This is a genomic window from Thermomicrobiales bacterium, assembly GCA_037045155.1.
Lineage (GTDB): Bacteria > Chloroflexota > Chloroflexia > Thermomicrobiales > CFX8 > JAMLIA01.
In genome coordinates this window covers 28,616-53,276 of the sequence record JBAOIG010000005.1, presented here as the reverse complement: position 1 = coordinate 53,276, position 24,661 = coordinate 28,616, and the positions used below count along the sequence as shown (strand labels likewise).

The window sequence follows — 24,661 nt, the reverse complement described above, 5'->3', positions numbered from 1 at the left end:
TCTACTCAAGAAACGAGCTGCCACTGATGATGCGGTTGATATCGACGAACGCGATCAGAAACATCGCCGTCAGAAGGAGCATCAGCCCGACGAAGTGCACGACACCCTCCTTCTCTGGCGGGACACGCTTTCCGCCGCGCAGCACCTCAATCAGGACGAAGAGGAGCCGCCCACCGTCTAGCGCCGGCAACGGGAGGAGATTCAGCAAGGCAAGATTGAGTGACAGGATGATCGTCAAGTTGGTCAGCGTAACCCAGAGCGGCATCGCGCTCCGACTGATGATCTCAGACGTGAGCTGACCCATGCCGATTGGCCCGGCCACATCGCCGAGCGATGTGGAGCCACGGACGAGGCTCATGAGACCGGAACCCATCTGCCGCATTGTCGAGCCAAACGTGCGGACGGTTTCGAGCGGGATGTTGATTGGAGAGACGCGCTCGAAGTGCAACTGCTGGGTGAGGTCTGCGCCAAGGGGCTCGCGATCCACCGGCAGGTCCGTGGGAATAGCGGCGGTCAGCGTGACCGGTGCGCCATCGCGCTGTACCTGGATCTGGGCATCCCCGCCGGCACGGTTGCGAAGAGCAAGCGCGTAGGCGAGATAATCGGGCACGGGCTGGCCATCGACGCTCTGGATAATATCGCCCGCGTGAAAGCCTGCCTGCGCGGCGAGACTATCGCTCGGAACCGTATTGACATGGATCGTCGCATTGGGCGCGGAGCTGAGCGTGATGCCGGTACGGCCCTGGCCGGCCGGCGGGTTCTCCCGAGGCGTGATGGTCGTGGTGATGACCTCACCCGCTCGGTCGAGCGTGACTGTTGTCGCACGGCCGGCGTTTCTCGTCGTCAACCGCGACACTTCGTCGCTACTGGTGATGGTTGCGCCATTGATCTGCAGGAACCGGTCACCGCTCTGCCAGCCGGCGTCAGCCGCTGGCGAGCCCGGGTTGACGTTCACAACATAGACGTTGTCGCTGCTTCGTCCCTGGACGCCGATGAGCACCGCGATCAGAACGACAGCTGCGACCAGATTCATTGCAGAGCCTGCCGCCAGAAAGCGGGCGCGCTGCCCAGCGGTCTTTGATTGCATGCTGTCGTGCGCGTTCGACTTGCCGTCTTCGCCCAGCACGCGGACGAATCCACCGACCGGCAGCAGGTTGATGGAGTAAATCGTGTCGCCCCGCTTGACGCCCCAGATTCGGGGAGGCAGGCCAAACCCGAATTCCTCGACGCGCACACCCGCGCGTCGCGCCATCACAAAATGCCCGAGCTCGTGGATGAAGATCAGAATACCGAGAATCGGAACGATCCAAAGGGCGTTCAGAAAGGTCACAGCTAACTCTCTACGAGGTCGAGGAACCGACGCCGCCGACAACCGATCGGTGACGGTTTCGCAAAAATCGTACCGTTCTGGACAACCCAACGCAATACGCCGGGTTACGGAGGGTGCAATCGGAGCGCCAGAATCGGCGAAGCGTTATGTTAGAATCACGCGGTTGTGGACCACGGCGATTTGAGGCGGGCCGAGGTCGGTTGACGGGAGTCACCGAGCGGCGAGAGACCGATTCGCAATCGGTAGGGGAAGGGGTCGATCTGCATGATTGTTGGAATCCCCAAGGAGATTAAGGACAACGAAAACCGCGTCTCCACTACCCCGGCGGGCGTTCGTGAGTATGTTGCTCACGGACATCAGGTGCTTGTTGAATCGACGGCCGGCGTAGGAAGTGGCTTCAGCGACGCGGAGTATGTGGCCGCTGGCGCCGATCTCGCTGACACTCATGCCGATGTCTTCGCCCGCGCCGACATGATCGTCAAAGTGAAAGAGCCGATTCACCCCGAGTATGACCTCATGCGTGAAGATCAGGTGCTCTACACCTACTTGCATCTCGCCGCCGAGCCCGAGCTCACTCGCGTTCTGATCGATCGCGGAGTCGTCGGGATCGCATACGAGACAGTCGAGCTTCCAAATCGATCGTTGCCGTTGCTGACGCCGATGAGCGAAGTTGCCGGCCGGATGGCCGTCCACATTGGCGCGTATTACCTTGAGAAGGTCAACGGCGGACGTGGCGTTCTGATGGGCGGGGTGCCGGGTGTCCGGCCGGCTGAGGTCGTCATCGTCGGCGGTGGCGTCGTTGGCACCAATGCCGCGCAGGTCGCGCTCGGGATGGGCGCGAATGTGACGATCCTTGATATTTCCCTCGACCGCCTTCGCTACCTCGATGATGTCCTTCATGGCCGGATCAATCTGCTCGCGTCCAGTAGTGCGACGCTTGCGGAGGCGATCTCCCGAGCCGACCTGGTGATCGGCGCTGTCCTGATCCCGGGCGCGAAGGCGCCCAAGCTCGTGACGAGTCAGATGATCAGCTCGATGAGCGATGGGGCAGTCGTCGTCGATGTTGCGATCGATCAGGGTGGGTGCATTGCGACAGCCAGCCCCACCAGCCATAGCGACCCGACCTTCGTCGTTGACGGTGTGGTTCACTACTGCGTGACGAACATGCCGGGCGCCGTGCCGCGCACCAGTACCCTGGCGTTGTCGAACGCAACGTTGCCATACGGTCTTCGGCTCGCCGATCACGGGCTCGATGCGATTCGCCAGGACGCGGCTCTGGCCAAGGGAGTCAACGTCTATCGGGGTCACGTCACGTATCCGGCGGTCGCAGAGGCATTCGGCATGAACGCAGAACCGATCGAAAGCCTTCTCGCCTAGACCACCCGCCGATGGCGAAGGAGCGACGCTCTCCTGTTGCGACTTCGCACGTTGGGTGAATACCCGAGAGGAATCAGGCATGCGCGATAACATCGAGAACTTCCTCGGCGCACTGGAAATTGAGAACGAGTTTTCGGCCAACACCGTCTCGGCATATCGGAACGATCTCGGCCAGTTCGTCCGCTACCTGCAGGATCGCCACGCGCTCGAATCGTGGCCCGAGGTGGAACCGTCGCATCTTACATCCTACGTCCTCGATCTTCGTGAACGTGAGTACGCAACCTCGACCGTCGCCCGGAAGACGGCTGCTGTCAAGTCGTTCTTCGGGTTCATGACGCGTAATGGTGACCTGCGCGCCGATCCGTCCGAACAGCTAAGCGCGCCGCGCGTCGAGAAGTACGCTCCCCGAGCGCTTCCCGAACACGAGGTCCAGGTGCTGCTCGACGAGCCGGCGAAGGTCTGCACTCCGGAATCGATCCGCGACCGCGCCATGCTCCAGCTGTTGTATTCGAGCGGCATGCGCGTGTCGGAGCTTGTGAGTCTGGATGTCGAAGACCTGAACCTCGATGGTCGCACGGTGCGTTGCACCGGAAAGCAGAATCGCCAGCGGGTCATTGAAGTGCCGGCTACCGCAGCCAGAGCAGTCGCCGAATATCTCGATACCGGCCGGCCGGCCATCTGTCGTAATCCGGAGGAGATGGCGCTTTTTCTGAACCACCGTGGCACTCGCCTGACCCGCCAGGGCTTCTGGCTGATTCTCAAGCAATACGCGCACCGAGCCGGGATTAATGACATAACGCCACATACTCTCCGACATTCCTTCGCCGCTCACGAGCTCACGAAGGGTCGGGAGCTCGGTGACATTCAGCGTGTGCTCGGGCATGTCAGCATCTCGACGACACAGGTCTACCATCAGGTTGCCTCTGATCTTGCTGCCGGGTCGAACGGTAACGGCGCGCCCGGTCGTGTCGCGGGCGTGGGCGATGGCAATCTGGCGGAGACTGCTTAGCGTCAGACCGAACGCGAGGAGCCGATCGCCGATCAGCGGGTGAGACATCGGTCTCGCCCGTTTCTGTTGAATGATGAAGGGGTCAGTCAGTCCGTGAACGAACCGACCAGACCGAACGTGACGCTCGAGGAATTAGCATCGCTCGCGAAGCGGCGCGGGTTTGTGTTTCCCGGGAGCGACATCTACGGTGGCCTTGCCAACACATTTGATTATGGGCCGCTCGGCGTCGAGCTGCGAAACAACATCAAGCGCTCGTGGTGGCAGACGTTCGTCCGTGCGCGGTCGGATATGGTCGGCATTGACGGTGGTATCCTGCTGAACCCCCGAGTCTGGGAAGCAAGCGGACATGTTGCCGAATTCAACGATCCACTGACCGACTGCCGCGTTTGTCGCAGTCGATTTCGTGCGGACGCACTGGTGGAAGACGCGACGGGCTCACCGGTCGAGGGCAAGACGTTCGATGACCTGAGCCGCATGATCCAGGAGCTGGGGATTCGATGCCCTACCTGCGGGAATCAGAACTGGACGCCAGTTCGCGCATTCAACATGATGTTCCGGACATTGATCGGCCCAGTCGATGAGACTGCGACGACTACCTATCTACGACCTGAGACGGCGCAGAATATCTTCATTCAATACAAGAATGTGCTGCAGTCCAGCCGCATGAAGGTGCCATTCGGCATGGCGCAGATCGGCAAGGCGTTTCGGAACGAGATCACACCAGGAAATTTCATCTTCCGGCTGCTCGAGTTCGAACAGATGGAGATCGAGTATTTCATCCGGCCGGACGACTGGCAGGGTTCTTTCGAGGAATGGGCTACTGCTCAGGGCGCATGGTTCCTTTCGCTCGGAATTGATTCGGCCCGGCTGCGACGCCGCGAGCATCATGCCGAGGAGCTCTCGCACTACTCCAGGCGGACGATGGACTATGAGTATCTGTTCCCGATTGGCTGGAAGGAGCTATCCGGTCTCGCTTATCGGACGGATTTCGACCTCGGTCGGCATCAGGAACACTCGGGCGAGGACCTGACGTATTTCGACCAGGCCCGCAATGAACGGTATCTGCCACACGTTATCGAGCCGACGTTTGGTGTCGACCGGACGATGCTGATGGTGATGTGCGACGCATACACCGTCGAGGAGACTCCGGACGCCAAGGGAGAGGCGGCGACGCGAGTTGTCATGCGGTTTCATCCGTCGCTTGCCCCATATACGGTAGCCGTGCTGCCGCTGTCCAAGAAGCCGGAGCTGGCGGCGGTTGCTGAGCCGTTGTATCACGAGCTTCGCCAGCGATTCTCGACCGAATATGACGAGACGCAGAGCATCGGGCGGCGGTATCGCCGGCAAGACGAAATCGGAACGCCATTCTGCGTCACGGTCGACTTCGACACACTGGATGACAAGGCAGTGACCATCCGCGAGCGTGACAGCATGGAGCAGATTCGGCTTCCGATCGCTGAGGTGGTTGAGTACATCAGTGCGCAGGTGCGCGCGGCAGGCTGAGAACGACGCCGCTAGATCTCGTCTTCGATCCCGGCGATACGTTCCAGAATCGCGTTGAGCTCTTCGTCGGAGTGGAAGTCGATCGTTATCTTGCCGGCCTCGCCCCGGCGGACGAGCTCGACCCGCGTCCCGAGTGCGTGTTGTAGGCGTAACTCGACGGCCCTGACGGCGGGGTCGGCCGGCCGATCGACGTGGACACGGGTCCGGCGTGACGCTTCGGTTGCGCGTTGGACCAGCCGCTCGGTTTCCCGCACGTTCAGGCCGGCGTTGATAACCTGCCGGAGAAGGTGCTCCTGTGTGGCGACGTCGTCAATCGCCAGCATTGCCTTGGCGTGTCCGGCGGTGATGGTGTTGTTTGCAACCGCTTCCCGGATCGACTCGGGGGCCGACAGCAGCCGGATTGCGTTCGCAATTGCGGGCCGGCTCTTGCCGACGCGATCGGCGATCACCGTCTGCGTCAGTCCGAACTCGGTCGATAGCTGGCGATACGCGAGCGCTTCCTCGATCGGGTTCAGGTCCGCTCGTTGAACATTCTCGACCAGCGCAAGCTCAAGGAGTTGGGCCGGTGTAGCCTCGCGGACGAGCACCGGGACCGAGCGCAGGCCGGCCAGCTGCGCTGCGCGCCAACGCCGCTCTCCTGCAATGATCTGGTATGGGACATCTCCGGTCGCGCGAGTGACGACGATTGGCTGGATGATGCCATGCTCGCGTATCGAGCCAGCAAGCGCTTCGAGCTGCTCCGCATCCCACCTGACTCGAGGTTGGTGGGGGTTGGGCTCCAGAGCGCCAACGTCGATCAATAGCGAGCCGCCAGCAGCATCGTCGGCCCCGATTCCGGGAATCAACGATTCCAGCCCGCGTCCGAGTCCGCCCCGTCGTGCCGCCACCTTGTGAAGCTCCTTCCAGCGTTTCGTCGAGTATACGCATGCCGCGACTGCGCTTGCTCCCGCTTGCCCCCGCGACCAAATCACAGGCGACAAAGCGATGGCTATACTTCTGCGGCTTTAGGTGGTGTAGATCGGAGTGCGTTTACGTGAATGTGGGAGTTACTGATGCGGTGTCGGCGATAGCGTCCGCGCTATTGCTGGTTGGCGTCGGCGCGTTTTACAGCCTGTGGGTTCACCGAGCGGCCGGCAACCGGGCGTTGACGATGGGTCTGTACATCGTGTTCGGCGCGTTCGGCTTCTTCTTGTTTCTATTCGGGCTCGGGTCGATCTTCCGGGATTGGCGCGAGGGGAACTCCCCCGAGTCAAGCTCATACATGGCGATCATCATCGGTGTCATCGCCGCGCTGACGCTCGTGCCATCTCTTCGAAGACTTACTGCTCGGGTAATCCCGTTCGATCCTGAGTCCTGGCCCGCAACGATCGGCCTGTATACGCTGGGCGCGCTTGGCGTTGTTTCCGCGTTCTCGCTCTTCGGATCGAATTCCGCCGGCGCAATCAGCTATTTCGCCCTGGCCGTTACGGCGGCGACAGAGGTTGCGCTGGCCTTCGTCGTAGTCGGCGTCGGTTTCTATCGCAGTCGTGAAGAGGCAATCGCGCGGCTTGGATTCTCGCGCCCGACGGGCCGGCAGGTGATGATCGCTCTCGGCCTGGTGGTGGTGACCTTCGCGGTCTCGGCGCTGTCGTCGTATCTCGTGCAGGTGCTCCAGCCTGGCTTGCACGAGCAGATCACCCGGAACATGGAGCAGATGACGTCCAGAATCCAGTCAGTTCCTGGCGCGCTTGCGCTCGGGCTGGCGGCCGGAATCGGCGAGGAAACGCTGTTCCGCGGCGCGATCCAGCCGCGCTACGGCATCGTGTTCACCGCGCTGATCTTCGCGTTGCTGCACCAGCAATATGGCCCGAGCCTCATTACCGTCGGAGCGTTTGCGTCAGGGATCATCTTCGGACTGGCGCGCAAGCACCTTGGAACGGTCCCGGCAATCATCACCCACGCTCTGTACAACATCATCGCGGTGCTGCTGCTTCTGTAGCCTGAGGCGCCCTGGGGGACTCAGCGGTTCAGCCGACGATCAGCCAGAGCCCGCGGGCCAGAATTCCCACCCGCCGTTGTCGTAGAAGATGTAGACGGACGATTGGCTGACGAACATCAACCCGTGCTCGAACGACTGCACTGTCGCCGAGAACGTCACTGGTTGCTCCGACAGGGCGAATCCCAGATCACCACTGACCGTGGCGTCGTTGCGCCAGACCGAGCCGAAGATGCCGCCTGGTTCCCACAGTCCGTCGGCGGGGCCGGGGATCGGCGCGCCAGAGGTAGCGGTTGCCGACCGTGAGCTCCAGATGAGCTGATTGTTGATCAAGATGTACACGACGCCACTGTCTGCCCTGTACAGCATCGTCCCACGCTGGAAATCCTGCTGACGGCCATCCGTCGAATAGGACACCGCAATCGGCTGCCCGAGCTGCTGCTGGACCGAGTCGTTGCCCCAGTAGACGTTGCCAATCGCGCCGGTGACCGGAATCGTCGCGACAGTTGGCGTCACGGAAGGGGCCACGCTGGTCGGCGTCGCGGGCGGGGTGGCAGTAGGGGGCGTTGTTGGCGTCGCTGTCGGCGACACGGTTGTGGCCGTCGCGGTTGGCTGCGGCGGCACTGGTGTATGTGTCGGCGAGATGGGCGTGGGCTGCTCGGGCTCGAAGGCGCCAGACGTGGCAGTCGGCGCAACCCGCGTTGGTTGTGCGGGCTGAGCTGGCAGACCCGGCGCAGCGCTGGTCGGCGCAGCCGGAGCGGACGTCGGCGTCGTCGGCGCGACCGCCAGGTTCGTGGCGGTTGGAGGAACCGGCGTTGCCGTGACTGCTGCGGTCGCTGATGGCGTGGACCCTGTGACCGCAGTCGGCGTCCGGTACGCCTCAAGATTCGACGTCGTCTCGAACGTGAGGGTGAACGTCTGGCTCAGATGATTGCCCCATTTGTCACGCGCGGCGTCAGTGATCTTCACGATGTATGTTGATCCTGGCTTGAGTGGCTGATTGAGGCCGATCGTGAGCGTATTGCCATCCCAGGATTGCGTCAGACGCTCGCTTTCTCCACCGGGCTGAATCCCGAGCGCAGCGCCGACCGATGAACGATCCATGTCTTTGTTGAATGTAATTTCGATGGGGCTGGTGATTGGCCACGGCTCGTTGTTATGCGGTCGCGAGGCTGTCACTGACGGGGCGAGGCCGCGCTGGTAACCCCCGAGGAGCAGGTATCCAGCGACGAGGAAGACCGCGACGACGGCTGCGATGGCGGCTAGCGAGTAACCGACGCGGTTCGTGATCAGATAGAGACGGCGTTGCCGCACGTCGATCGTCTGCGCGTAGATCGAATCCCGTAGCTCGACTGGTGGCATCACTGGTGGAAGCGCACGGACCAATGCCCCGTTGCGGCGGTACTCCTCCAGTGTTGCGCGGCACTGCTGGCAATGCGACAGGTGTGCGCGAACGCGCACCGCATCATCGCGATCCAGAGAGCCGTCGATGAAGTGCGAGAGCGACTCGCGGAAGCTAGCACAGTCGGTCATGACCGCGCCTCGCCCTCGGTGTCGGGATAGAGCTTGCGAAACTCTTCACGCCCGCGGAAGAGAACCGACTTGACCGCCGATCGACTGAGCCCGAGGACATCGCCGATCTCGTCGCACGACATGCCCTCGTACTCACGCATGATCAACGCTGCCCGGTTGCGAGGCGACATCCGCGAGAGTGTCTCCTGAACCAGACTAGACGTTTCTTTTGCGACTGCGTGGCGCTCGGGGCTGTCGCTCTCCGAGTCGCCAAGTAACGGTTCGTGTCTGGTGGTGTCCCAGGGCAACCAGCGGATACGCTGGCGGCGGCGAAGAACATCGAGGCAGGCGTTGGAAGCAATGCGATGGAGCCAGGCAGAGATGTTCAGATCGTGGCTTGTCTTATCCAGGCTCCGATAGGCGCGGATGAAGCAGTCCTGGGTGAGGTCGCGGGCATCGTCGGCGTCGCCCATCATGCGATAGACGAAACTATAGATCGGGCGCTCGTACCGCTGGACGATTGCCTCGAACGCCGCCTGATCCCCGGCTTTAGCCTGGCTTACCCATACATCCTCTTCGGATGCCATCAGGACCCTCTCCACCGTATACCCTCCGCACCGTATAACGAATGTGCACGGCGGAGGTTGTGCGGCCACGCAATCAGAAGGACACGGAACCTGGCCGGCTGTGGTCGGTTCTCGATGCTACAATCGCGACCTGGCTCGTCCCTGCGCATGACCAGCGTCCCGGAAGGATACTCCGAATGGCGAATCCGTTCATTGAACGACTGCACGCTGGCCCCATTTTGTGCGATGGAGCGATGGGGACGCAGATCCACGCCGGTGGCGTGTCTTTCGACACCTGTTTCGACGAGCTGAACCTGTCCTCCCGCGACGCGATCGTCCAGATTCACCGCGACTACATCGCCGCGGGCGCTGACATGATCGAGACGAACACGTTCGGCGCGAATGCGTTCCGGCTCGGGGAACATCGGCTCGACGACCGGGTGCGCGATATTAACTATCGAGGAGCCCGACTGGCGATCGAGGCGCGTGAGGTTTCTGGCGTGCCGGTTTTAATCGGTGGCTCGGTCGGTCCGACAGGCATGGCGCAGGTTCCGTTCGGGCTCTATCGCCCCGAGCAGGTTCGCGCGGCGTTTCGCGAGCAGATTGGCGCCCTGCTCGAGGGCGGTGTTGATCTGCTGGTCATCGAGACGATGGGTTCGTTGGCCGAAATGACGGAAGCGGTCCTGGCGGCGCGTGACGTGTCAGACCTGCCAATCATTGCCTCTATGACATATTCTGATGACGGGAGAACGCTCGGTGGGAGTACGCCCGCCGAGGTGCTCCAGTATCTGCATGAGCTGGCAGTCGATGTGGTCGGCGCGAATTGCAGCGTCGGTCCGCGACGGGTGCTGGACGTCCTCGGCGAGCTTCGATCGCTCGACCGGGAGGTGCGTCTGTCGGGGATGCCGAACGCGGGGTGGCCGATGCAGATCGACGACCGCTTTGTCTACCCGTCTTCGCCCGACTACTTTGCCGCGTTCGCGGTCGAGTCGCTCGATCTCGGGCTGGCGGTACTGGGCGGCTGCTGCGGGACGACGCCGGAGCATACGAAGGCGATGCGCGAGGCGATCGATCAGCGCTTGCGCGGAGAAGGCATCCAGACACTCCGACGCCCGACACCGGCGCGATCGATTGAGCTGTTGCCACCAGAGGCGCCGACGGAGTTCGCGAGGAAGATCGGTAAGCAGTTCCTCGTCTCGGTTGAGCTCGATCCGCCGCGTGGGCTGAATCCGCAGAAGATGATTGACGGCGCCCGAATGCTGAAGGCAGCCGGAGTCGACGCCGTGAATGTGGCTGATTCGCCGATGGCGCGGATTCGCATGAGCGCGCTCGCGTTGTGCTTTCTGATCCAGACGGAGATCGGTGTCGAGACGATCCTGCACTTTACGACCCGCGATCGGAACCTGATGGGGCTCCAGTCCGACCTCCTCGGCGCACACGCGCTCGGCGTGCGCAATATCCTGGCGCTGACTGGCGACCCACCCAGCCTTGGGGATTACCCGAACGCGACGGCAGTGTATGACCTCGACTCAGTCGGCCTTGCGCGAGTCCTGCAGTCGATGAACGCCGGAACAGACGCGGCAGGGGCATCGATTGGGAAGCAGGCGAGCTTTACTGTGCTTGTCGCCGCCGATCCAACTCGCGACGACCTGGCACATGAGACTGACCGAGTGGCTCGTAAGGTGGCAGCGGGCGCCGACATGATCATGACGCAGCCGGTCTATGAGCTGGAGACGTGGCGAGCATTCGTCCGGCTCTATGAGGAGCGCCACGGAGCATTGGCGACGCCGGTGATGCTGGGTGTCATGCCGCTCCAGAGCCATCGGCACACCGAGTTTCTCTATAACGAAGTGCCGGGAATTCGGCCGACCGAGGCGATCCGTGAACGGATGCGTCTGGCCGGCAGCGACGGCCGGCGAGAAGGGGTCCGGATAAGCCAGGAGCTCATACTGGAGGCACGCGACGAGGTTCATGGCGTGTACATCATGCCGTCGTTCCATCGCTACGAAGTCGCGTCCGAAGTGCTGGAGGCAATCGGCGATCGACGTTTGACAGCGCAGTTGCCCAGCAACACGTAACGCTGCTATACTGCGCAGGTTGCCGCGGCGCGCGGGATTTTCGCATGCCGCCATCGATCCTTGCGGATAACACCGGACAGCCCGTGGCTCCCTGGCACTGCCGGGGCCTGCCGGCGGCACAGTGAACGACGGACAGGGTGGGACGATATGGTCGACACGATTCGAAAGATTGAAGAAGGTTTCATGCGCGCCGACGTGCCGGATTTCGGCCCAGGTGACACGGTCAGGGCGCACGTCAAGGTGGTCGAAGGCACGCGCGAGCGCCTGCAGGCGTTCGAGGGTGTTGTGATCCGGCGACGTAGTGGTGGTATCAACGAAAACTTCACTATTCGTCGCATCGCGTCACATGGCATCGGAGTTGAGCGAACGTTCCTGATTCATTCTCCTCGCGTAGAGCGTGTCGAGGTCTTGCGTCGTGGTCGCGTTCGGCGGGCCAAGCTCTACTATCTCCGCGATCGAAGCGGCAAGGCCGCGCGTATTCGCGAGCGACGCCGCCCGGTAGGATCGTCGCTGCGCAATCCGGTGAAGCGCGACGCCTGATCCCCGATATAACCCAGCGACTGAACGGCGACCCACGAACTGGGTCGCCGTCTTCTTTTTGTGCGTCCGCACCAACACATGCGAAGATGATGGCAACTGTCGTGAACACGCCGACGCTTCACGTGGAGGACTGCGGTGGCCGATCAGGGACGGGAGATCCTATCGAGCGACAGGATTCTCTCGACGTGGTGGTCTGCGCCACGGAACCCGAGGGGAGTGACGGCGCCAGTCATCGACGCCGGGATCTACGGACGTGCGTCGAGTGCCAGAGTAGGTGACCCCCGATGTTGTCGACATCGCGAAATCCGTCGCTATCGACCTAGCCGGCGATGCGAGGATGACAATGCCGCCTAGCCGCCGTCCCATTCCAGCATTGGTGTGGGAGCGTCGCGCCTGGCGGGCCGGCAAACTGGTCGTCGCCGGTGTCGATGAGGTCGGGCGTGGCGCGTGGGCCGGCCCACTCGTCGCGGCAGCGGTCGTCGTCCCGGCGGAACCGTCGGCGCGCGCTCAACTGACGCGCGCGCTCAACCGCGCCGGCGCGGTCGTCCGCGACTCGAAGCAGCTAAGCGCCGCTCAACGCTCGCGAGTCGTCGAAGTGGTGCAGGGGTTGGGCATCCCGATGGCAATTTCGGAAGTGTCGGTCGAGATCATTGACCAGGTCGGCGTCGGGCGGGCGAACAAGCTCGCTTTGCGGGAGGCGGCGAGCACGGTTCGCCCCGGCGTCGACCATGTCCTCGTCGACGCATTCGAGGTGCCGGGTCTGAACTGTACGCACGACGCGATCGTCCACGGCGATAGTGTGTCGCTGTCGATCGCGCTGGCTTCGATCATCGCTAAGACGCATCGGGATCAGATCATGACGGAGATGGCCGAAGAGTGGCCCGTGTACCAGTTCCAGCGACATAAAGGGTATGGAACCGCGGCGCACCGGCTGGCGCTCGCTACCTACGGCCCGACCCCGCATCATCGCACCTCCTTCGCTCCGGTTGCGGAATCCCTGGCCGATGTCGTCGCGAACTGAGTCCGGCGCGGCGGGCGAGGAGTACGTCGCGGGTTGGCTGAGTCGCCAGGGTTATCGAGTGATCGGGCGCAACGTGCGCTACCGAGGGGGCGAGCTCGATATCGTTGCGGTCGATGGCGACGAGCTGGTATTCGTCGAGGTTCGTGTCCGCACCGGTCTGCGATACGGGAGCGCCGCCGAGTCAGTCGACGCCCGGAAGCTGGCGACGCTGATGCGCACAGCCGAGCAGTATCGCGAACGACAACCGGACGTGGCCGAGATGATCTGGCGCGTCGACCTCGTGGCGATCACCCTGCGACCGAACGGCTCGGTTGCGTCGCTCGATCATCATCAGAATCTCACGTTGGACTAACGATCGTTGCCGTCTGGTGGCGACGCTTCGAAGGAGGGTTTCGGTGAGTGAGTCGGTGACCGAGCATCGAAGGAATGCACCGGGGAGCGTCCGCTGCGTCGTTGTCACGGTGAGCGACACGCGAACCGCTGAGACCGACCGGAGTGGCCAGATCATGCGCGTTCATCTCGAATCTGGAGGGCATCGGATCGTCGGCTACCACATCGTCCGCGATGAGCCTGCGGAAATCGAGGCGTTGCTGGATCGCTACTCAATGGATCCGGAGTGCCAGGCGGTGTTGTTCAACGGGGGAACCGGGATTGCCAGTCGCGACACGACCTTCGACGTGATCTCTCGTCGTCTTGAGAAGACACTTCCGGGGTTCGGAGAGATCTTCCGGATGCTGTCGTTCGACGAAATTGGCGCTGCCGCGATGCTCTCGCGAGCAACGGCCGGCGTAATGCACGGCACGCTGGTCGTCTCGACGCCCGGCTCGTCGAATGCAGTCGCGCTGGCAATGGATCGGCTGATCGTGCCAGAGTTGGCTCATATCGTTTTCGAGATCGGTAAGTAGCGGCCGGCCGACCCGACGCGGATGCTTTGCTATCATCGTGCGATGCCAGCAGCTGGGGTTGGCGGCGAATGATCCTGGAGTGACTGATGAACGATCCAGTCCTGTCGCAGGAAGGCGGCGAACGTCGCCGTCCGCAGCGGTCGGCACAAGTCCTGAAGGGCATGCGCGATTTTCTGCCCGAGCGGATGCTGCTGCGCCAGCACATCATCGGTGTGCTTCGTGGCGTCTTCGAGCTGCATGGATTCGAGCCGATCGATACGCCGGCACTGGAGTATTACGAGAGTCTCGCTGGCAAGTATGGCGAAGACGAGCGGCTCATTTATCACTTTGAGGATCACGGTGGGCGCGAAATCGGCCTACGTTACGATCTGACCGTCCCGCTTGCGCGGTTTGTCGCGGTGCATCGAAACGAGCTCGTGTTTCCGTTCAAGCGATATCACATCGGCCCGGTCTGGCGGGCGGATCGACCGCAGAAGGGCCGTTACCGCGAGTTCTGGCAGTGCGACGCCGATATCGTCGGCACGAGCTCGATGATGGCAGATGCCGATGTCGTCTCGATCGTGATCGAGGCGCTACGTGGCGTCCAGATGCCGAATTTCGTGGTTCACATCAACCACCGCAAGCTTCTCGAGAGCTTCGCGCTCTACGCCGGGGTGTCGGCGTCGCAGGCGCCCGGCGTCTATCGGGCAATTGACAAGCTAGCCAAGATCGGTGACGACGGAGTGATCGGGGAGCTGGAGGCGACCGGCGTAGATCGCGGCATCGCGCGTCGGATCGTGGACCTGGTCTCAACATCAGGCTCACCCGATGCGGTGCTCTCAATGGTCTCTGAGCGGCTCTCAGGGATCGAGCTGGCCAGGGAGGCGATCTCCGACCTGGAGGATCTTTTCGAGTTTCTGGCTGCTCTTGGCGCGCCACCAGAGAACTACGTGCTCGATCTCGCGTTGGCGCGGGGCCTGGAGTACTACACCGGGCCGGTGTTCGAGACGACCGTTGAGGAGCCGAAGATCGGGTCGCTCGGAGGAGCCGGCCGTTACGACGGACTCGTCGGGATGTTCTCGGGACGCGACATCCCGGCAACCGGCATGTCGCTCGGGCTTGACCGTATCGTTGATGTTGTCGTAGAGCTTGGGCTTCTGGCCATTCCGCCGACGATATCGAGTGTCTTCGTGACGCTGTTTGACGAGGGAAGCACTGCCGAGTCGCTGTCGATTGCGTCACGGTTGCGGGCGGCGGGCATTCCGACCGAGGTTTCGATGGAGGAAAGTCACGATCTTGGCCGGCAGCTTCGCTATGCCAGCCGCCGCAAGGTTCCGTTTGCGATCGTCATCGGGCCCGACGAGATCGGGCGGGGTGTTGTCGTTGTTCGCGATATGTTCAGTGGTGAACAGGCCGAGGTTGCTGACGGCGCACTGGAAGACTACCTGCTGGATCGGCTGGCCGGCCGGGGCTAGCGGGCAGACGGTGACGACGGCGCGGCCTCACAGGCTTCCGGCGCCCGCTGGCCGGAAATGAGCGACTGATACACCGCTAGAAGGTCATCGACACGTTGGCTCCAGTCGAACTCCGCGCGGATCCGCTCGCGGAGTTCGGCGCGGGCCTCGCTGCCGTCGGCAAACGCCGCATCGAGTGCCGCGATGAGCCCGTCTATGTCGCCCGGCTGGAACAAGTGACCAAGCCCGCCCAGGATCGCGCGGTTGGTTGGCGTGTCCGTCGCGACGGTCGGCAATTCCATCGCCATGTAGTTGAAGATCTTGCCGTTGCTTTCGGTCGTTGAGAGCTTCGGCGCAATGGCGATATCTCCCGCGGCAAGGAGTGCTGGAGCGTCCTCATAGAGAATCTTCCCGGGGAAGATGACGCGATCGGCGATGCCCCGCTCCTTCGCACGATGTGCGTAGATCTCCGCCCCCGGATACCCGGCGACGATGAAGTAGACATCGGGATGGCGTGGAAGATAGCTGGCGGCGGCGTCGATCAGCAACGAGGTACCCTGGTACTCTGCGAGCAACCCGAGGTAGACAACAACGCGCGCGCCGGGAGGGATTCCGAGTCGCTCACGGATCGCGCGCCCGCCAGCGCTGGCTGCCATCGGATCGAATCGAGCAAGGTCAACGGCATCGGGTATGTCACGAATTCGAGACGGATCGAGTCCGCTGCATTCGAGATAGCGCCTCGCCGCGACACCGCTCGGGACAACCGAGTCCGCGATCCGATCGATCCGCCGTTCGATCCGTCGAAAGAAGCGTTCGCGCAGGCCATGCTTGCGAATGAATCCGTGATCGAGCATCTCTTCAGTTAGCGACCCTTGATAGTCGAACACCACTGGCCGGCGCGCGAGCCGGCCAAGGACGCCACCGATCAGCGCTCCTTCGTGGAGGTGACTATGAATAACATCGGGGCGGAATGCCACCAGTTGACGCAGTGTCTCGGCGAACAGGGCAAGATCAAGATAGGCCTTGTGTCGTGAGCTACCCACCTCGGCCCGCTTGAGCCAGGGCACGTCCACTGATCGACGGATATCAATCCCGGGAAGGTTGCGACCGTTGTGGTACGTGCACAGTCGGACGCGATGGCCCATGCGCTGCAGGGCGGTGATTTCCTCCAGGATGCGGACGTGACAACCGTAGTCAGCGAAGAACGACGTGGGCGCGATCATCAGGATGCGTAACGATCGTGGCGGCGGCGTGCAGCTTCGTGTTTTCATCGGCCCAATTGTAACGGACGAATCGTGGGAATCCTGCCGTAGCGTCACCCGATCCAGGAGGCTGCCTGACGCGAGGGAGGACCGCTCGTCACGGCTGGTCCAATGCGCCTTGAGCGGTTCACAGCCGGCAACACGATCGGTCGGATACCAAGTTGCGCGCGATACCGGTGGTGGTGACCCGGTCACGCTTGTCTTGCGTCCGCTAGACAGGGAGACAAAAGTCACTGACAATGAGTCTCGCGACACGATATAGAGCCTCTGGGGGTTCTGGCGATACGAGATCGGCAGGGGGGCTTCGCAAGTGCGCGACGAATCAGTCGAGCGAATTTGGGTGCGCCCGCGCGTTATGGGGTGCGGTAACCCGGCCGGGCCAGGGTCGGTTGTTCCCGGGGCTATTGGCCAGATGGATTTCCGCGGCCACGCGGCCCTGTTGCATGCGGAGATCACTGTCGTGCGTCGGCCGGCCGCCCGTCTTCCGACTGCCATAGCCCGCCCGGACCCGTCGCGATCGGGACCGCCTCCCTGACGACCGTGTGAATGCCTGCTGGATTCACCGATTGCCATCTTCGACGAGAAGAGCGTGAGATGCTTCAACAGAATCTTCTGTACTTGTTCCTTATTCTCGGCGCGATCTGGACCGCCATCTGGTTAGCGATCGTCTTCAGCGTTGGGCGGGTCGCGCCGGAGCCAGCGATCAATGCGAAGACCGCAATGCTGCGGAAACGTCTCGTCTTCCCGATCGGCGTGGTGTTGCTGGTCGGTCTGGCGGTTTCCATGTACTGGATGCCATACCCTAGTGTCCGCGGGCGAACCCTCGGCCAGCCCGAGATGACCGTCAAGGTCTCTGCCGTCCAGTGGGCCTGGGATATCGGTGAGAAACAGCTCCCTGCCAACACCCGGATCGAGTTTGAGCTCACGACGGTTGATGTCAATCACAACTTCGCGATCTACAGTCCGGACGGCGTGTTGCTGACGCAGGCGCAAGTGATGCCGGGTTACACGAACAAGCTCATCTTCGAGTTCGACAAGCCCGGCACGTACACGGTTCGCTGCCTGGAGTACTGTGGCATATGGCACCAGATCATGGTCGCCGTGCTCACCATCGTCTAGCCGCGATCGAAGACACGAAGGAGCCAGGCGCTGTGAATGCACGTCCGCTTGAATCCCCGGCGTACAGCCAGACGGACCGAGCAGTACTCCGGGTTGCCCTGATATATATGCTGAGCGGTTTCGTCATATTCCTCTTCATGGGTCTGCTTGGGTTGCTGATGCGTCTGCACCATGCAGGATGGTATGTCCTCTCACCCGACTGGTTCTATCGGATCATGACCATTCACGGCACTGGGATGGTTGCCGGGATGTTGCAGGCCGCGATGGGCGCGATGGCCGCCGCTCTGAGCCGATCGGTGAAGCTGAGTGTTCGCTGGTTGTGGGCAGCCTACTTCGTCTATTCACTGAGCGTTGCCTTCCTGCTCTATGCGGTGCTGATCGGCCGTTTCGCCGGCGCATGGACGGTGCTCGACCCACTCCCGTTCAGCGGGAGAACCTGGGACGTGTGGGCGGGCGCGATGATGTACATCGGCGCGTTGTGCATCGGGCTCGGATTCGCTATCTACTGTCTCCATGTGTTCCTCACGCTCCGGCGCAAGTACGGTGGCATCGGAACGGCACTCGGCTGGCGATACCTGTTTTCGCGCGGCCCTGCCGCCGCTGACCTGCGCGTGCCGCAACCGGTCGAGCTGGCTGCGATGGCGGTCTCGATCGTCGGGATGATCACCGGGCTCGTCGGGGCTGCTGTTGTGTTGCCTCTGCTTGCAGATGCGGCAGGCTGGATCGCGCCTATCAATAAGCTCTACTCAAAGAACTTCCTGATGTTCTTCGGCCATGCGGTTGCCAACTTGACGATCTATCTCGCAGTCGGGGTGGTGTATGCGCTTATCCCGATCTTCACCGGACGTGGTGGGCACACGTCGAAGCTCATCGTGCTTGCCTGGAACCTGACGATTGTGCTTGTGATGACTCCGATCTCCCACCATCTCTACCAGGACTTTTCGCAGCCGATCGGTCTGCAGATTCTCGGACAGGTCGCCTCCTGGTCGATCGTGCCTGAGGTGCTCCTGATCACGATCATCGGTAGCCTGTCGCATATCTATCGCAGCGGGATGCGTTGGTCTGTGCCGTCGATCTTGATCGTGACAGGCTTCTGGGGGTGGGTACTCGGCGGAATAGCGGCGGTGATCGATGCTGCGATTCCGGCGAATAACGTCATGCACAACACACTCTGGGTGCCGGGGCACTTCCATACGTACTATCTGCTCGGAGTCACCAGCTTCGTCTGGGCGTATCTCTATTATCTGATCGGCGACCTGGGCGACGTCCACGAATGGGCGAGCTCGAAGATCGCTGCCTGGCTCTACGGTGTCGGCGGCGTCGGGTTCGTGCTCATGTTCTTCTTCGCGGGCGCGGATAGCGTGCCCCGTCGCTACGCGGTCTATCTCTCCGGGTGGAAGATCTACGCGGAGATAGCGGTCCCATTTGTCGTGCTGATCGGAATCAGCCTCCTCTGGCTGATGGCCGACATGTCTCGTGGGATCGGGCGGGCCTGGCAGGCGATCAGCTCGGCGGAGACCCGACAAGCGCCATGATGACGAGGACCGATCCGGAGGTGCAGGTCGCGGCGCGTATCGCGCGCCGCGACACGCGGCCACGCGAGTGGATTGCTCTGATCGGCGGAATCGCCGTCGTTCTGGTCATGAATTCGCCGCCCGTCGATACAGCTGTCGATCGTTCGTTCTCGTCCCACATGCTGCAGCATATGATCTTGATGAACGTTGCGGCGCCGCTGATCGCGATCGCATGGCCGCTTCTGTTTCGAGCCTGGTCATCGTCTCGAATTGTCAGTGGGCTGAACGCGCTGGCCCGGCCAGCGCCGGCCCTCATACTGTCGTCGGGCGCGCTCTGGTTCTGGCATGTGCCTGCGATCTACAACGCTCAATTGTCCAATGGAAGGATTCACGCGGTCGAGCACATGCTCTTCATCGGGGCGTTCGTTCTCTTCTGGCGACCACTCGTCGATGACAACATGAGCCTCGGGTATCTGAAAGCGAACGGGCAGCGCGTGCTGTATCTGACGATCAGCATGCTCGCGTCCGGGTTGCTGGCCGCGGTGCTAACCTTTTCTGGCCACGCCTTCTATCCGCATTACGCTGCCGCGTCGTTCGGTGGCCGCTCGCCGCTGGCGGACCAGCAGCTTGGCGGCGCCATCATGTGGCTGGGTGGGACGATTGCCGGGGTCCTGGCCGCCATCATTACGATGCGCGAGGAACCGTGACGCGAGCGGAAGACCACAGCATAACGAGCCTTCCGGGCAGGTATCTCAACTGACATGCAGTCGGCGATCAGTACGCTGCTGCTGCGGCGCGCCGGCCGTTGCGCTGTCTGGTTCGCGTATCGATGCCGACTGTCTCACGGCTCTTGACGACCCCAACGGTCTATCGGATAGTGGTTGCTTGTGTCTAGCTCGGCACCCGGTCAATCGGCTCAACCACGGGAGGGTGGGAACGGTCCATGTCCAGTAGCGTAACTGCGGCTTCTCAGGGTGACACAGAACCCGTCGCGGAGGACTTCCAACGTGTCATGGTTGTCGTCGCTCATCCTGATGACGCCGAATTCTCGTGCGCAGGATCAGTCGCGAAGTTCACCGGCGAGGGCAAACACGTCGTCGTTGTCCTGTGTACCTCTGGTGACAAGGGCACCGCGCGGCGAGACATCTCGTCACCAGAGCTCGCTGCGCTCCGAGAGGGCGAACAGCTCGAAGCCAGCAGGCGGCTCGGCGTGGCGGAGACGGTGTTTCTCCGCCTCGGAGATGGAGAGCTGACGCCGGACATCAGCTTCCGCGAAAAGATCGTCCGGCAGATTCGAACACACCGTCCGGATGTGTTGATTACTCACGATCCGTTTCGCCCGTATGCGCTGCACCCGGATCATCGAGCGGTCGGGATCACTGCGGTGGACTCTGTTTACCCCACCGCCCGGGATCCGCTGTATTTCCCGCAGCACCTGCAGGATGGGCTCGAACCGCATAAGGTTGTCGAGTTGTGGCTGTATGGGTCTGAGGCGCCGGACCGGTTCATCGACATCAGCCAGACCTTCGATGCGAAGATTCATGCGCTGCGGGCGCACGTGAGTCAGGTGGGCGCCGGAGAGACACTCGCGCAACGGATGCGCGAACGGGCAGAGGACGTTGGCCGGCAGGCTGAGCTTCCCATGGCGGAGGCGTTCAAGGTCGTGAAGATGCGCCGATAGCGGGGCGTGAAGCGGGGCGGGGAGGGCAATGACAGATAATTCGATCGTTCGGGAGAAGCTGGCACAAGCGGTCGAGGTGCTCGAAGAGGAGGGCGTCGATCTGTGGATGATCGTCGCTCGCGAAAGCGATGTTCTCGGTGATCCGAGCATGCCGCTGGTTGTCGGCACCAGCGTTACCTGGGAGTCGGCGTTTCTCATCTCGCGAACTGGCGACCACCGCGCGATCGTCGCGGTCGGGGATGTGGAGAACATTCGTCAGACCGGCGCTTGGGACAACGTCGTCGGATATGTCGAAGGGATCTCGGGCGAGCTGATCAGGGCGTTTGATGAGCTCCAGCCGAACATGATCGCTCTGAATTACTCGATCGATAACTATATGTCCGACGGGGTCACGCATGGGATGTATCTCCTGCTCGAGGAGATGCTTCGTGACACTCCCCACTGGGCGAAGGTTCAGTCGTCGGGTGAAATCCCGACGAAGGTGCGAGCTCGCAAGTCACCGGCGGAACTAGAGCGGATTCGGACCGCCGTCCGGACCACGGAGCGGATCTGGGAGGCGTTGGAGGCCTGGCTACGACCCGGGCTGACCGAGCGTCAGATCAGCGAGTACATGCACGGGCAACTCGACGAACGTCGAATCGGCTCGTCGTGGGACTGGAACTACTGCCCAGGCGTTACGGCCGGCCCGGACTCGCCACGCGGCCACGTCGGGCCGACGGATGTCGAGACACGCGCGGGCCAACTTCTCAGTATCGACTTCGGTGTCCGAGAGGATGAGTACTGCTCGGACCTGCAGCGGACCTTCTACTTCCTGAAGCCGGGCGAAACCGAGGCGCCAGACGATGTGAAGCGCTACTTCGCGATCGTTGACCGTTGCATTCAGGATGCCGCCGCATTTGTTCGACCTGGCGTCATGGGCTGGGAAGTCGATGATGTCGCCCGGAGAATCTTCGCGGAAGCGGGCCTGGAAGAGTGGCAATACGCGCTTGGCCACCAGATGGGACGTGCCTGCCACGATGGCGGCACGGTGCTCGGGCCGCGCTGGGAGCGGTACGGCCAGCGTCCATACGGGAAGCTCGAAGTGGACGAGGTCTACACCCTCGAGATCGGCTGTCTTGTGCCTGGCTATGGGGTGGTCAGCCAGGAGGAGGACATCATCGTGACAGCCGATGGCTGCGAGTTCCTCGCGGCGCCCCAACGTAAGGTCATCCTTATCCCATCGTAACGCCTGGAAGCGATTGAGAACGGCGCCGCGCCCGGATTGCTCGGGCTGGCGTCGTTCTTCGTATCCTTACGCCGCGAGGGTGGATCGCCCGCGCTGGATGAGCCTGCGGTGACGGGAACTCGAGTTGCCGACGCACAAGCGTAAACCATTGCCGATCGCCAGCGCCGGCCGTCTTGTTCGGCCGGGAAACAGTCGCGCCCGGAAGGCCGATGCCACAGGGGGCGCCTCGCGCCTTCAGGTCGTCGTTCACGATGGACTTCGCTGGATCGATATTCGAAAGCCGGGACCGCAGGAGATCGAGTACCTGCGGAACGAGTTCGGGTTTCACGAGCTACTTCTCGATGATGTGATAAGTCGCACCCAGCGCCCGAAGATCGATATCGACGATGACTACGCCTTTCTGGTGATGCATTTTCCCGTGCATAACAAAGAGACGCGGGTGACCACAGCATCGGAGGTGGATTTCTTCGTCGGGCGCGACTATGTGATCACTGCGCACGATGGCGTGCTTCGCCCGCTGGGCGGAATGTTCGATCAGGCAGCCAAGTCTGAAGATGCCCGCGAGGCGATGATGAGCCAGTCGCCATTGCATCTGCTCTACTACGTCATCGATCGGCTGGTGGACTACTGCTTCCCGATCGTGAATCGCTTGTCCGAGCGGATCGAAACCATCGAAGACGCAATCTTCAATAGCTCCGGTCTGCGGACGGTGCAGGAGATCTCCGTAGTTCGACGCGATCTGATCGCGCTCCGACGGATCATGAAGCCGCAACTGGCCATAATCTCGCAGCTCGAGCATCGGGGCCTGCCCGTGGTTCGCAGCGATATTGAGGCCGATGTCTACTTCGGCGATGTCGCCGACCATCTGGCGAAGATCTGGGACTCGCTCGATGACCTGAAAGAAGTGCTGGACGGGCTGAGTGACACGTTCGATTCGCTCGCTTCGCATCGCCTGAACGAAGTCATCAAGGCGCTCACGGTCATCTCAGTGATCATCCTCCCCCTGACGCTGATCACAAGCATCTTCGGGATGAATGTGCCGTTGCCATACGAGCATTCCCCATACGCGCTTGTCATCATCTCCGCGCTGATGTTGGCGATCATCGTGGGAATGATCCTGGTGTTCCGGATGCGCCGATGGATCTGAGCCGGGAGCCGATTGGCCGGCGCGAGCCACTGCCCACGACAGCGTTGGCGATGCTCGCGGTTGCCGTCGGGGCGCTGGCCGGCGGAATGGTTGTGGTTGCCGGCCTGCCGTTCGCCGCGATCTTCGCAATCCTGCCGGCAGTTGCGCTGGTTATGCTCCGCAGTATCTGGGTCGGGCTGGCCGGCGTGCTTGTCGTCATCTACGTCGTGCCGTTTGCCGTCGTCCCGATCGGCGGTCCGATCACGCCGACGCTCCTTGAGCTTGCGCTGGCGTATTTCCTTGTTGCCAGCGTCGCTATCGCAGCGTTGGATCGCCGGGTGAGCCTCGCAATTGGATGGCCCGAGGCGCTGGTGGCGCTTCTGGTCGGGATTACTGTGCTCGCGTTCTTGCTTGGGCTTGGTCGAAACTACACGACCCAGACCGTCCACGACTTCGGCCGTTTTGTCCTCGCGATTGCCACGTTCTATCTGGTCCGCCAGTTGATCCGCTCGCCGAGCGACGGTCGGCTGCTCGTCGTGCTGCTGATCGTTGGGTCGGGCATTGCAGCAGGGATCGCCCTGATTCTCTACGCAGGTGGGCCATTCGTGACGCTCCGCATCCTCGGCCGCCTCGTGCCGTATGGGTATCCGGCGGCGGATATCGTCCGTTACATCGAGGACAATCCGGCTCGCGCGATGCGGGCGACCGGCACGAGCGTCGATCCGAATGCGTTCGGCGGGATGATGATGGTTGGCTTTTTGCTGGCGATGACTCAGACGCTCACGCCAAGTCGCGCGATTCCGGGCTGGTTGGCCGGCAGCGTGACGGCGCTGACCGGCGCGGCGCTTCTGCTGACTTACTCGCGGGGCGCCTGGGTCGGAGCGGCGTTTGGTGTCGGGTTTGTCCTGTTGTTTCGACGCCGCTGGTTGATCGCGCCACTCGGGCTCATGGCTGCGGCGGTGATTACACTTGGGTTCGGGGGCGGCTTTGTCAATCGACTGTGGCAGGGATTCACCGTCCAGGATCCCGCGACCAAGTTGCGCCTGCGGGAGTATCAGAACGCCTGGGACATCATTCGCAGGCATCCATGGATTGGAGTCGGGTTCGGCGACGCGCCATCGGTCAACCAGCAGACGGGCGTTTCCAGCGTCTATCTCTTGATCGGCGAACGAATCGGGGTGATTGGGCTCAGTGTGTTTCTCATCATTGTGGCGGTCGTTGCATGGCGCGGGTTGCGGGGCGTTGTCGGACGCAGAGGGCCGGACGTAGATGTTCTGCTGGGCCTGGAAGCCGCGTTTCTGGCCCTGCTGGCGGTGGCATTCGTCGATCACTACTTTTTCAATCCCCAGTTCTCTCACACGGTCGCGCTGTTCTGGATCGTTGCCGGCGGGATCATCGCGCTCGAATCACTTGCGGCTACTCGTCCGGCAGATGACGGGGTATCCTCGGAGTCAGGTTAAATGGGCTGATCGCGGAGCGACGTGC

Annotated in this window: 22 protein-coding genes; 17 read left to right on the top strand and 5 right to left on the bottom strand. The window is 62.1% G+C overall.

The genetic code is table 11. The features are described from left to right. Position 1 precedes the first annotated feature (1 nt). Positions 2-1,330 carry an RIP metalloprotease RseP gene (rseP, locus tag V9F06_10425; protein MEI2618021.1) on the bottom strand — a complete coding sequence of 443 codons (1,329 nt, stop codon included), beginning with the start codon at positions 1,328-1,330 and terminating at the stop codon, positions 2-4. A gap of 264 nt (positions 1,331-1,594) precedes the next feature. On the opposite strand from rseP, the gene ald reads away from it, so the two are divergent. The 3 genes from ald (at position 1,595) to V9F06_10410 (ending at position 5,219) form a co-directional block, all read left to right on the top strand. Then, entirely contained in the window at positions 1,595-2,707 is a 1,113-nt protein-coding gene (gene ald, locus V9F06_10420; GenBank protein ID MEI2618020.1) for an alanine dehydrogenase, read from the top strand. 79 nt (positions 2,708-2,786) lie between these two features. Continuing rightward, positions 2,787-3,716, top strand: coding sequence for a tyrosine recombinase (locus V9F06_10415; protein MEI2618019.1), 930 nt, complete (start codon positions 2,787-2,789; stop codon positions 3,714-3,716). Between the two features lie 93 nt (positions 3,717-3,809). Next, positions 3,810-5,219, top strand: coding sequence for a glycine--tRNA ligase (locus V9F06_10410; protein ID MEI2618018.1), 1,410 nt, complete (start codon positions 3,810-3,812; stop codon positions 5,217-5,219). 11 nt (positions 5,220-5,230) lie between these two features. On the opposite strand, the gene V9F06_10405 is transcribed toward V9F06_10410, so the two are convergent. After that, a complete protein-coding gene (locus V9F06_10405) occupies positions 5,231-6,106 on the bottom strand; it encodes a ParB/RepB/Spo0J family partition protein (GenBank protein ID MEI2618017.1) in 876 nt (291 codons plus the stop codon). 170 nt (positions 6,107-6,276) lie between these two features. Here V9F06_10405 and V9F06_10400 point away from each other — a divergent pair, with 170 nt between their 5' ends. Further along, positions 6,277-7,197 carry a CPBP family intramembrane glutamic endopeptidase gene (locus tag V9F06_10400; protein ID MEI2618016.1) on the top strand — a complete coding sequence of 307 codons (921 nt, stop codon included), beginning with the start codon at positions 6,277-6,279 and terminating at the stop codon, positions 7,195-7,197. Between the two features lie 39 nt (positions 7,198-7,236). Here the strand turns inward: V9F06_10400 and V9F06_10395 are convergent, their stop codons facing one another. Together V9F06_10395 and V9F06_10390 are read right to left on the bottom strand one after the other, a co-directional pair. Further along, the gene (locus tag V9F06_10395; GenBank protein ID MEI2618015.1) at positions 7,237-8,727 is read right to left on the bottom strand and encodes an Ig-like domain-containing protein; all 1,491 of its coding nucleotides are present in this window, start codon (positions 8,725-8,727) and stop codon (positions 7,237-7,239) included. Beyond that, positions 8,724-9,293, bottom strand: coding sequence for an RNA polymerase sigma factor (locus V9F06_10390; GenBank protein MEI2618014.1), 570 nt, complete (start codon positions 9,291-9,293; stop codon positions 8,724-8,726). The genes V9F06_10395 and V9F06_10390 overlap by 4 nt, the downstream gene beginning before the upstream one ends. Positions 9,294-9,469: 176 nt before the next feature. Here V9F06_10390 and V9F06_10385 point away from each other — a divergent pair, with 176 nt between their 5' ends. The 6 genes from V9F06_10385 to hisS all read left to right on the top strand — a co-directional run bounded on the left by V9F06_10385 (position 9,470) and on the right by hisS (position 15,270). Further along, positions 9,470-11,350 carry a bifunctional homocysteine S-methyltransferase/methylenetetrahydrofolate reductase gene (locus tag V9F06_10385; GenBank protein MEI2618013.1) on the top strand — a complete coding sequence of 627 codons (1,881 nt, stop codon included), beginning with the start codon at positions 9,470-9,472 and terminating at the stop codon, positions 11,348-11,350. Positions 11,351-11,497: 147 nt separating this feature from the next. After that, positions 11,498-11,890 carry a 50S ribosomal protein L19 gene (rplS, locus tag V9F06_10380; GenBank protein ID MEI2618012.1) on the top strand — a complete coding sequence of 131 codons (393 nt, stop codon included), beginning with the start codon at positions 11,498-11,500 and terminating at the stop codon, positions 11,888-11,890. Positions 11,891-12,227: 337 nt separating this feature from the next. After that, positions 12,228-12,911 (top strand): ribonuclease HII, encoded by a 684-nt coding sequence (locus V9F06_10375; GenBank protein ID MEI2618011.1) that lies wholly within the window; start codon positions 12,228-12,230, stop codon positions 12,909-12,911. Beyond that, complete coding sequence (locus V9F06_10370) at positions 12,895-13,263, top strand: YraN family protein (protein ID MEI2618010.1); 369 nt, start codon at positions 12,895-12,897, stop codon at positions 13,261-13,263. Before V9F06_10375 ends, V9F06_10370 begins: the two co-directional genes overlap by 17 nt. Before the next feature lie 43 nt (positions 13,264-13,306). Then, positions 13,307-13,816 (top strand): MogA/MoaB family molybdenum cofactor biosynthesis protein, encoded by a 510-nt coding sequence (locus V9F06_10365; protein ID MEI2618009.1) that lies wholly within the window; start codon positions 13,307-13,309, stop codon positions 13,814-13,816. Positions 13,817-13,902: 86 nt separating this feature from the next. Beyond that, entirely contained in the window at positions 13,903-15,270 is a 1,368-nt protein-coding gene (hisS, locus tag V9F06_10360; protein ID MEI2618008.1) for a histidine--tRNA ligase, read from the top strand. On the opposite strand, the gene V9F06_10355 is transcribed toward hisS, so the two are convergent. Further along, the gene (locus tag V9F06_10355; GenBank protein MEI2618007.1) at positions 15,267-16,472 is read right to left on the bottom strand and encodes a glycosyltransferase family 4 protein; all 1,206 of its coding nucleotides are present in this window, start codon (positions 16,470-16,472) and stop codon (positions 15,267-15,269) included. The genes hisS and V9F06_10355 overlap by 4 nt on opposite strands. A 633-nt stretch (positions 16,473-17,105) precedes the next feature. On the opposite strand from V9F06_10355, the gene V9F06_10350 reads away from it, so the two are divergent. From V9F06_10350 to V9F06_10320, 7 genes are all read left to right on the top strand, one after another. Continuing rightward, positions 17,106-17,630: a hypothetical protein gene (locus tag V9F06_10350; protein ID MEI2618006.1), complete on the top strand. Its 525-nt coding sequence runs from the start codon at positions 17,106-17,108 to the stop codon at positions 17,628-17,630. A 32-nt stretch (positions 17,631-17,662) separates the two neighbouring features. Next, a complete protein-coding gene (locus V9F06_10345; GenBank protein MEI2618005.1) occupies positions 17,663-19,165 on the top strand; it encodes a cbb3-type cytochrome c oxidase subunit I in 1,503 nt (500 codons plus the stop codon). Then, positions 19,162-19,851, top strand: coding sequence for a cytochrome c oxidase assembly protein (locus V9F06_10340; protein ID MEI2618004.1), 690 nt, complete (start codon positions 19,162-19,164; stop codon positions 19,849-19,851). The genes V9F06_10345 and V9F06_10340 overlap by 4 nt, the downstream gene beginning before the upstream one ends. 236 nt (positions 19,852-20,087) lie before the next feature. Further along, on the top strand, positions 20,088-20,825 hold the full coding sequence (locus V9F06_10335; protein ID MEI2618003.1) for a PIG-L deacetylase family protein: 738 nt from the start codon (positions 20,088-20,090) through the stop codon (positions 20,823-20,825). Between the two features lie 28 nt (positions 20,826-20,853). Then, a complete protein-coding gene (locus V9F06_10330) occupies positions 20,854-22,050 on the top strand; it encodes a M24 family metallopeptidase (protein MEI2618002.1) in 1,197 nt (398 codons plus the stop codon). Positions 22,051-22,174: 124 nt separating this feature from the next. Next, entirely contained in the window at positions 22,175-23,197 is a 1,023-nt protein-coding gene (locus V9F06_10325) for a magnesium transporter CorA family protein (GenBank protein ID MEI2618001.1), read from the top strand. Continuing rightward, on the top strand, positions 23,188-24,636 hold the full coding sequence (locus tag V9F06_10320) for an O-antigen ligase family protein (GenBank protein MEI2618000.1): 1,449 nt from the start codon (positions 23,188-23,190) through the stop codon (positions 24,634-24,636). Before V9F06_10325 ends, V9F06_10320 begins: the two co-directional genes overlap by 10 nt. Positions 24,637-24,661: the final 25 nt, after the last annotated feature.